We start from the raw sequence: 8,408 nt of genomic DNA on the forward strand, positions 1-8,408 counted from the left end.
TTCAGTACACCGCTTTTCCTTTTCTCAACAGCAAAGAAAAACTTTTGTTGTAGGTATGAATACTATCCGAAGGTAGTCCTGCCGAGTTAACTACGGGCAATTCGCTATTGGCCCACCCTAAAATTCCGTCTTTCATGTCGTAAACCAGACTAAACCCTGCATTGCGGAGCTGCCGGGCCACTCGGTTGCTTCTTACTCCAATGGTACAATACACCAAAACAGGATGGTTTTTGGGCAGAGAGTCCAGGAGTGATTCTTCAAAACGCAAGGCTCCCTCAATATGACTCAAAGCAAACTCTTCTTCCGTACGCGCATCGAGAATGGCGGGTGTCTGGTGGGCAATTATTTGAGTAGCCTCTTTGGCTTTGATGCGCTGCACTTTTTTTGTCATTCTCCACGTGTATATGCCACTTTCATAAAAAAGAAACCCGACCAATAGACTGACCATGGCTACAAAAATTACGATACGAATTGGCTTTGCGGATTTCACTATGGCAAATTAACCAAAGCCATTGGCAGCACCTAATGGCTTACTCATTTATGGTTAGCATAGTTGGAGCCTAACAGAGAAGAATTTCATGAACATGAAGGGTATCTTATGGGTGCTTTAGCACGAATTCATTTTCTTTGTTTACAAGCATGCGAAGAAAAAAACTCAGTACAGAAGAATTGACAGAAGGTATCAGAAAGGGCGACCGTCTGGTACTAAGCCGTGCCATTACACTGGTGGAAAGTCAGCGACCCGAGGATATGGAACAAGCTGAGGTGCTTTTGCAAACCCTTTTGCCTGCTACAGGGAGATCGTTCAGGTTGGGCATAACGGGTGTGCCAGGAGTCGGTAAAAGCACTTTTATAGAGGCTTTTGGTACGCTTTTAACAGAGAAGGGACTCAAGCTTGCTGTGCTCACTATAGACCCAAGCAGTCAGCGCTCTAAAGGCAGTATTCTGGGCGATAAGACCCGCATGGAAGAGCTTGCCCGTAACCCCAATGCCTTCATTAGACCTTCTGCTTCTGGAAGTACCTTGGGAGGAGTGAGTGGCAAAACCAGAGAGGTAATGCTATTGTGCGAGGCGGCCGGTTTCGATTTTATAATTGTGGAAACAGTGGGCGTAGGCCAGTCCGAAACGTTGGTTCATGGCATGGTCGATTTCTTTTTGTTGCTAATGCTTGCAGGAGCTGGAGATGAGCTTCAGGGTATTAAAAAAGGCATAATGGAAATGGCCGATGCTGTGGTAATTAACAAGGCCGATGGAGATAATCTGAAACCGGCAAAACGGGCCAAAGTAGAATATCAAAATGCCCTGCACCTCTTTCCGGCTAATCTTAGTGGTTGGATACCCCAGGTAAAGACCTGCTCAGCCCTGGAGAAAAGCGGCTTGGAAGAAGTTTATGAGATGCTCGACAAGTTTAAGCGTAAGGTAAAGAGCAATGGTTACTTCGACAAAAACAGGGCCGATCAACAGGTGAGTTGGTTTAAAGAAAATCTGACTGATTTATTGCGGACATCATTTTTTAAGAAGCCCGAAGTGAAACAACGCTACGAGGAGAAACTTAAAGAGGTTCAGTCGGGGAAAACTCCTGCACTGAATGCCGCCCGAGAGGTGATTAGTATTATCTAGTACCGTATATTCATTGAACTGATAAGACAAAAAAAGAGGGTGTCTCAAGAGCTCGCTTATTGCTATTCCGAGCCCTCTTTGGTAGCAAAATAGTTCGTAATAGCTGATTTTTTTGAGTCTTTTGAGACACCCCTTGGTTGTATTGTAAATCGTGGTTTAGAGGCTGTTCTATCCTTTTCTTATGCTTGAAGCACCCGAAGAGTCAGCACTTACAGAGGCTCCTCCACGGTATCGTACGCTAGAAGCACCACTGGCATGAACTTCCAGTCTTCCTGTTGCATATACATGGGCCGATCCTGCTCCGCTAACCCGTATGTCGGCATTTACCGATTCCAGATCGTAGGCCCGGTATACGGTGGCACCACTGGTTTTTATCACTTGCTCACGGGCTTCGCCTTCCAGATTAATTACGCACGCACCCGATGCTTCCAGATACAATGCTTCTACCTGCATTTCTATATTAAGAACCGAAGCACCCGATAGTTCCAGATCCAGTTTTTTGCCTTTCAATACATCTCTGGTTTTCAAAGTCACCGCTCCACTCACATTGATTCGCTCAAGCGACTTTACTGTCAAATAGGCTTTTGGAGATTGTCGCATTCTTCGGGTTTCGCGAGAGTCCTGTATTTTAATAATCAGCGTTCCGCCTCTTACTTCAGTTACTATATCATCAATGAAACGGTCTTCGGCTTCAATTTCCAGCGACTCCTGGTTTCCCACACTAATTTCTACCTCAAATGCGCTGCTTACCGAAAGGGCATTGAAGTTTTTTACTTCTCGTTTCTGGCGCGTTTGTCCCAACAGGGCCTGACCGGCTATGATAAAAACGGCCGCGATAGAAAGAGTTAGAAGTCGTTTGCTCACAAAATTATTCATTGTATTAAACTTAAAATGTGCTCTAAAGATAGCCCAATGAATTAAAGGTTGCATGCTCGCTAAAATATTCTTGTTTCGGCCCTTCTTAGGAAAAGGCTTAACTTGTTCTAACATTGCATGCAAGTCGTGAACACGACAGTGTAGCAGAACTTGTTTTTACAATTTGAGCGTAATAGCCATTATATGCAGCACATTGTTATAATCGGCAATGGCATTGCCGGTATTACTACTGCCAGGCACCTCAGAAAACTGAGCAGTGACAAGATTACCGTGATTTCTGCCGAAACCGATCATTTTTTTTCCAGAACAGCCCTTATGTACATTTTCATGGGGCACATGAAGTACGAACATACGAAACCCTATGAAGACTGGTTTTGGGAGAAGAACAAGATAGAATTGAAGAGGGCTTACGTAAAGGCCGTTGATGTGGAAAGTAACCGGTTAGCGTTCCAAGACGGGTCTACCATGACCTACGATAAACTGGTAATTGCTACAGGTTCTAAGCCCAATAAGTTTGGCTGGCCCGGGCAAGACCTTAAAGGAGTTCAGGGGCTATATAGTTATCAGGACCTTGAACTTATGGAATCTAACACCAAGGGCATTAGGCGCGCTGTAGTGGTAGGAGGAGGCCTGATTGGTATAGAAATGGCCGAAATGCTTTTGTCCAGAAACATTCCGGTAACTTTTTTGGTACGTGAAAAAAGCTTTTGGAACAATGTGTTGCCGGCAGAAGAATCGGCCATGATCAACCGACACATACACGAGCATGGAGTAGACTTACGCCTAAATACAGAGCTCGATGAAATTTTGGCTGACGACACAGGCCGAGTGAAGGCTGTACGAACCAAAGAAGGGCAACTTATAGACTGTCAGTTTGTGGGACTTACCGCAGGAGTTTCTCCCAATGTAGAGTTTCTGAAGTCTTCCGGTATTGAGCTTAATCGTGGAGTGTTGGTAGATGAATACCTGAGAACCAACGTGAACAATGTTTTTGCAGCGGGCGATTGTGCAGAATTTCGAAAACCTATTGGCGAGCGAAAGTCTATTGAACAGGTTTGGTATACCGGTAGAATGATGGGGGAGGCTCTTGGCAGAACATTGGCGGGTAAACCAACAGCCTATAAGCCGGGTCACTGGTTTAATTCGGCTAAGTTTTTCGATATAGAATATCAAACCTATGGTTGGGTTTGGCCAGAGAAAAAAGCAGATGAGTCTGAGTTTTACTGGGAACATTCTAAAGGAAAAATTTGCTTGAGATTGCGATGGAAATCGAGCAACGGGCAGTTGGTGGGAGTAAACAATTTTGGTTTTAGGCTCAGGCATCAGGCTTTTGATAAATGGTTTAGAGAAGAAAAGACGGTGCATTATGTGCTGGAACACTTGAGAGATGCCAATTTCGACCCTGAGTTTTACCGCCAGCATGAAGAAGAAATTATTGCCCGATTCAATGCCGAAAATGGCACCCAGTTGAAACTCAGAAAAAAGAGTTGGCAACGTATTTTACAATTGGTTTCATAAAAACATTCCTATGTCTGCAGCAGACCCTAGTTTATCTATAGCCAATCCGCATCCTCATAAGACCGATGCTATTCAAAAAGCAGGACTTGCTCTGGCGGGCCTGGGCTTACTTACTCTGTTTTTGGCCTGGGGCAATGTACCTCTTCCAAAAACCTTAAGTCTGGCCTTTGCTCTTGGAGGTATTATTTGCGGTACAACCCTTTACTCCTGGAGACTTTACATGAAACAGCCGGAAGGGGTTAAAAATAATGGGGTCATGTTTAAAAGCCTTACCAGCAGAGGTGTTTTGGGTTGGGTGGCCGGAGTAGTGCTTACGGCTTTCTACGTCATTATCTACTGGTATCCAGAATACCTTGGTTATAAGCCTGGTGGAGCCAACGAAGGTTTTGTGGCCTTGTTCGACCCGCTGAGCCGGTTTTTTAAAGGAAAACCCGCCAGTCAGTGGTTTTTATATGGCACCCTGTATACCGTTTCCATTTTGGCTTTGGGCATTAAGTTTTTGTTTAAATACAGGCACAATGCGTATCAGATAAAGCGCACTCTGGTAGTAATTGCCGCACAACTTTTTCTCGCTTATCTCATACCCGAAATATTGGCCGGCTTGAATTATAACGATGCCACCAACCCTCAGGGAGAATACCTGGGCTATTATGATACCGACATTAAAAACACCTGGCCGCTCGACTATGACTTCTTTTACGACTGGCACCTGGATGCCATGCGGCAAAAGGCCTATCAGCCGGTGGGTATGCTTTATCTGGTTATTGGTATAGCCATGTTTCTAGTGTTTACTCCGGTGCTTACCTACTTCTTTGGCAAGCGCTGGTACTGTTCGTGGGTTTGTGGTTGTGGGGGCTTGGCCGAAACGGCAGGAGATCCTTTTCGACATTTATCATCAAAAAAACTTAGTGCCTGGAAACTGGAACGCTGGCTTATTCATGGAGTGATGATTTTTGTTTTTGTGATGACGGCCGCAACGCTCTATGGTTACTTCTGGAATACAGGAGAGGTTTTTGGGCTGAATATTTACAACAATTTTCAAAAGCCCTATGGCTTTTTAATAGGCGCTACATTTTCAGGGGTCATAGGCGTAGGGTTTTACCCTATGCTGGGCTCAAGGGTATGGTGTCGTTTCGGCTGTCCTATGGCCGGATATATGGGCATTATTCAACGGTTCAAATCGCGCTTTAGAATTACCACCAATGGTGGCCAGTGTATTTCTTGTGGCAACTGTTCTACTTATTGCGAGCAAGGAATTGACGTGCGCTGGTATGCCCAAAGAGGGCAAAATATAGTGAGGGCCTCATGCGTTGGCTGTGGAATTTGTTCAGCTGTTTGTCCAAGGGGAGTGCTGAAATTAGAGAATGGGCCGGATGAAAAGCGCATGGATGCTCCGGCCATTATTGTGGGCAACGATAGTGTAAGCCTTAATCAGTAACCGTGTCGACTAGGGTTTTATCAATGCCTGCTCAAATTCGAAGTCGATGGTGCCATGTTTAGGGATGGTAAAACTTACCGTATAGAACTGAGCATCTCGGTTTCGCTCAAAAAAGAGCAGGCCGCTTATGTATTCGTTGGTGAGAACGGTAGTTTTTCTAACCGGTGTTTCTTCCCAATATACCCGGGTGTTTTTTATTTCCTGCAGAAAGGCTTCTCTTCGGTCTAGTGCCAATTGCCGGGTATTGCTCATTTGATTGCGCTGTATAAAACGGGCATCTGCTTCTTCTTGAGAAATTCTCGGATCGGTAGACTCTACAATGGTAGTAGCAAGGTCGGTGGCATTAATAAAAAGTTCAGAGATTCTATCGTTGACGAGTCTGGCTTCTTCACGAGCGGCTGAACGATCATATTCTAAAATTTTCAGCTCCGGATCTACTGCCTTTTGCGTGCTCAAATGGAACATATCAGGAGCATAGGCAGAAATAAGGGCATTGCTCGGATCGAATATGAGCGTGTCTGAAGAGCGATTGTCATATAGTACATCGAAAATCAACATATCACCATCGTTTCGATAGTAACTGAGCGTTATGTAATGGCCATTCAATTCTTTGGTAATGAACTTTCTACCGGCTATCCATTTGCCTTCGTTGTCGTTGGCCGAAAGCTTACTAATGGGTATAGGTGAGGCACAAGAATAGGCCAATGCAGATAAAAGGAGAAGGGTAAGTAGTTGTCTATTCATGGTTTTGACTTTGCTCATTGCCTAACAAACAAAGTGCCACTCTGGGTTTTTGTATTTTAGGTTCACTTGCTTAAGTCCGCATGGCGCATGATTCTACCCTTTGCACCATTTGTGAAAACACAAGAGGCTCTTATAAAGCCCTGTGAAGACCCCAACATGTGATGGAAGTTATATTTTACTTCCATGTGATCTTCATTAGTGTCTTTTGCATTTAAAACAAATGAAGATTAATAGGACCAATAGAAGTCAAAACGAAAAACTTACTTCGTGCAGGCTTTTGATTGGCTTACCTTTTCTGGTGGCACATTTCCAGGGGCCTGATGCCAATAGAACTTTTGTAATGTATGGGTGGAATACTTCCGGCAAAGTGGTGTGCTGCGTGACTACATTCACCAGAACTACTTTATTATTGGTACCCACAGTGTAGTGTAAAACAATTACTCCTTCTTTGTTCACTGTAGATAGGGAGTCTGGCAGCCTGACAGACTTTTTCAGATATTCATCCAGGCCCTTTTTGCCTCCTTTAAACTGAGCGAAAACAAGGTTTGGGTCGGGCGATTTAATGACAGGAGAAAGGGGTTGGTTTGATTCTGACTGACCAACTAATGGCAGGGTCAACAGCATTAAAACAAGGAATGAACCTAGCCGAAATAGTGCGTTCATCTTAATCATTAGTTTGGCTCAATAAATTTCTAATCTGCCCCAAATGTTTCTTAAGGTGAACCACATAGTCTTCCATTAAATAACCGAGGGTTCCTGGAGCTTCTTTTAGGTCGGGGCCCGAAGGTTGAAATGCGTTCGGAATAGAGAGTTTTTTCTCCCTCTTCGAGGGAGAGGTATTAAACATGAGGTTGGAAAGAAGAAGGTTAAACTGTCTCCACATAATGAGCAGGTCTTGCCATTCCTGATTTTGATAATCCTGAGCGTCTACCCATTCGTTTTGCTTATAGCCTTCAATGCTAAGGTTTTCTTCAAATTGTGCACGTACAAAACGTCCATGATTATTGGAAGCAGAGTCGATCAGATGGCCTAAAATCTCCTTGGCCGACCATTTGTCAGGTGCAGGTTTTACGGCTGTGTCTTTGTCGTCTACAAGTATAAACTCCTCGAAGGCCTGAAGAGTAATTTCGCGCAGGTTAAAGTCAGTTCTCATACCGCAATATAATGTTTGGAATGCCTCTGTCCTATGGAGCTTTTGGCCAGACAGAAATTTTTTAATTGGCCAATGTATAGCAAAACCGACCAACTGGTAAAAGTTGGTCGGATTAGACAAAGTTTTATTTGGTTTTGGTGCTTCCGGGTCTGGTGAGCCTTCCTGTAGCCGGTTAAAACTGCATTGGTACCTCTATCGCCAATACTTCGGCATACGATTTGGCCTTTACTTCAACACTTTCAGTTTCCGTAATGCCTACAGCATCTCGCGTGCTTAGCGACTCACCTGCTACCTGAAGGTCTCCGTTCAGCACAAATAAGTATACTCCGTTGCCGGCCGTCTTTATTGGATAGTGCAGAGTGGTGCCGGCATCCAGATTGGCCAGGCTAAAATAGGCGTCTTGATTTATCCGGAGAGCATCGCCCGCGTCAGGAGATACCACCGTTTGGAACCGGTTCATTCGATCTTCGGCATGGAAGGTCTTTTGTTCGTAGCGCGGTTCAATATTCTTTTCCTTAGGAAATACCCAAATCTGTAGAAAGTGTACTTCTTCCTCCCGGCTATGGTTATACTCCGAATGACTTATTCCACTTCCGGCCGACATAATCTGTACATCGCCCTGGCGGATTACTTTATGGCGCCCGGTGCTGTCTTTATGTTCCAAATCTCCAAATAGAGGAATGGACACTATTTCCATATTGTCGTGTGGATGTGTGCCAAAGCCCATGCCCGCGGCTACCTGGTCATCATTGAGCACGCGCAATGCTCCAAAATGTACCCTTTCAGGGTTATAGTAACCAGCAAAGCTAAAGGAGTGATGACTCTTTAACCAACCATGATCAGCAAAGCCACGGCTTTCAGATTTATGTACTACGGTTTTCATTATATGTCCTTTCTTGAATTTATATGTATGTACATGAAAATAACTGATTGATTTGATTTTCAGTTCAATCTTTCATCTTTCAGGTGTTTAGTGCGAAGTTACAGTAGCCAACGAGAATAGCACTGAATATTGAAACCATCATTCCTCATGTGTTTTAACCTGAGTTCGATGTACGA

9 protein-coding genes are annotated in these 8,408 nt (G+C 44.3%); 3 read left to right on the forward strand and 6 right to left on the reverse strand.

The features are described from left to right. Window position 1: 1 nt before the first annotated feature. Entirely contained in the window at window positions 2-391 is a 390-nt protein-coding gene (locus tag B3763_RS09120) for a rhodanese-like domain-containing protein (RefSeq protein WP_286745863.1), read from the reverse strand. 248 nt (window positions 392-639) lie between these two features. Here B3763_RS09120 and meaB point away from each other — a divergent pair, with 248 nt between their 5' ends. Then, on the forward strand, window positions 640-1,620 hold the full coding sequence (gene meaB / locus B3763_RS09125) for a methylmalonyl Co-A mutase-associated GTPase MeaB (protein ID WP_286745865.1): 981 nt from the start codon (window positions 640-642) through the stop codon (window positions 1,618-1,620). Window positions 1,621-1,788: 168 nt separating this feature from the next. Here the strand turns inward: meaB and B3763_RS09130 are convergent, their stop codons facing one another. Beyond that, a complete protein-coding gene (locus B3763_RS09130; protein ID WP_286745867.1) occupies window positions 1,789-2,496 on the reverse strand; it encodes a head GIN domain-containing protein in 708 nt (235 codons plus the stop codon). 183 nt (window positions 2,497-2,679) lie between these two features. On the opposite strand from B3763_RS09130, the gene B3763_RS09135 reads away from it, so the two are divergent. Beyond that, window positions 2,680-4,014, forward strand: a complete 1,335-nt coding sequence (locus tag B3763_RS09135; RefSeq protein ID WP_286745868.1) for an NAD(P)/FAD-dependent oxidoreductase — start codon at window positions 2,680-2,682, stop codon at window positions 4,012-4,014. A 10-nt stretch (window positions 4,015-4,024) separates the two neighbouring features. Further along, a complete protein-coding gene (locus B3763_RS09140) occupies window positions 4,025-5,452 on the forward strand; it encodes a 4Fe-4S binding protein (protein ID WP_286745870.1) in 1,428 nt (475 codons plus the stop codon). Window positions 5,453-5,461: 9 nt separating this feature from the next. On the opposite strand, the gene B3763_RS09145 is transcribed toward B3763_RS09140, so the two are convergent. The 4 genes from B3763_RS09145 to B3763_RS09160 form a co-directional block, all read right to left on the reverse strand. Then, entirely contained in the window at window positions 5,462-6,196 is a 735-nt protein-coding gene (locus B3763_RS09145; protein WP_286745872.1) for a hypothetical protein, read from the reverse strand. 246 nt (window positions 6,197-6,442) lie between these two features. Beyond that, window positions 6,443-6,859 carry a hypothetical protein gene (locus tag B3763_RS09150; RefSeq protein ID WP_286745874.1) on the reverse strand — a complete coding sequence of 139 codons (417 nt, stop codon included), beginning with the start codon at window positions 6,857-6,859 and terminating at the stop codon, window positions 6,443-6,445. A 1-nt stretch (window position 6,860) separates the two neighbouring features. After that, window positions 6,861-7,349, reverse strand: coding sequence for a DinB family protein (locus tag B3763_RS09155; protein WP_286745876.1), 489 nt, complete (start codon window positions 7,347-7,349; stop codon window positions 6,861-6,863). A gap of 172 nt (window positions 7,350-7,521) precedes the next feature. Beyond that, a complete protein-coding gene (locus B3763_RS09160) occupies window positions 7,522-8,232 on the reverse strand; it encodes a pirin family protein (RefSeq protein WP_286745878.1) in 711 nt (236 codons plus the stop codon). Window positions 8,233-8,408: the final 176 nt, after the last annotated feature.

Origin of the sequence: Roseivirga sp. UBA1976 (assembly GCF_002336325.1) — a bacterium.
Taxonomy (GTDB): Bacteria; Bacteroidota; Bacteroidia; order Cytophagales; family Cyclobacteriaceae; genus Roseivirga; species Roseivirga thermotolerans.